This window comes from Cobetia sp. MMG027 (assembly GCF_027947415.1).
In the GTDB taxonomy this organism is placed as follows: domain Bacteria; phylum Pseudomonadota; class Gammaproteobacteria; order Pseudomonadales; family Halomonadaceae; genus Cobetia; species Cobetia marina.
In genome coordinates, this window is sequence record NZ_JAQJIO010000026.1 from 1 (window position 1) to 748 (window position 748).

Here is a 748-nt window from a genome sequence, read left to right on the forward strand (position 1 = left end):
TCACCCTCAATTCAATAGAGTGTTGCACTCAGAGCCTGCATCCGCCCGTTCTTATGCGTCTTATCTCTTCCTCGGAAAAGAAACTATCGAAATAACTAGGGTCATGACTCGAGCTTTCTACACTAGATGCCAGTTTTGCACTCATGGTCTAGACCTCTTATAAATATCTATTTTTCTATCGTCTCCAGCAATACCTGCTTTTAAATAGCTTTTCATAAAGTCATTAAACCTTGGGTCTTGATAATCCGAGAAAATATTTATCTCTTTAGACATATGCTTAATATCACTAAAAATATTCCAGTAACTTTTTAGAACCGTGTCGGGATTTCTTTTTAATTCATTTAGATCTTCTTGCTGATTCTTTTTACTGTTTTCTAAAAAATTAATCTTTTGATCTATCTTTTGTCGGCGGTATTCGTCTGAAGGTACAGGCCAACCTTTGACATCACCCGGAAAATCTTCATGATCCGGTGATAAATCACTCACCACAACTTTTATATTTCTGTCAGGCATGAATTGCACCCACAATGTTCCTGCTGCAGGAGCTTGGTATTCTGGCACCGGTAACTTTACTTTTTCCGTGACAGTCCCCGTAGCTTCCCTTTGTCCTAAATCCTCAGAACGCTCTTCTATAGTATCGCCTACAAGCGGATAATATGTTTCAACCTCTACCATCAAGCCTTCATGCCATTGTTTCGGTACCTCGTAGCAGCAACGAATCCCTCCTGCTCCGTAAGGGGCCATCGAT

The 748-nt window shown here is 40.4% G+C and carries 1 protein-coding gene; it reads right to left on the minus strand.

Annotated elements, in window-relative coordinates; all coding sequences use genetic code 11:
* Positions 1-141: 141 nt before the first annotated feature.
* Positions 142-748: DUF3304 domain-containing protein (locus PJK54_RS17700; RefSeq protein ID WP_271303509.1), on the minus strand; the 607-nt coding region annotated here is incomplete at its 5' end.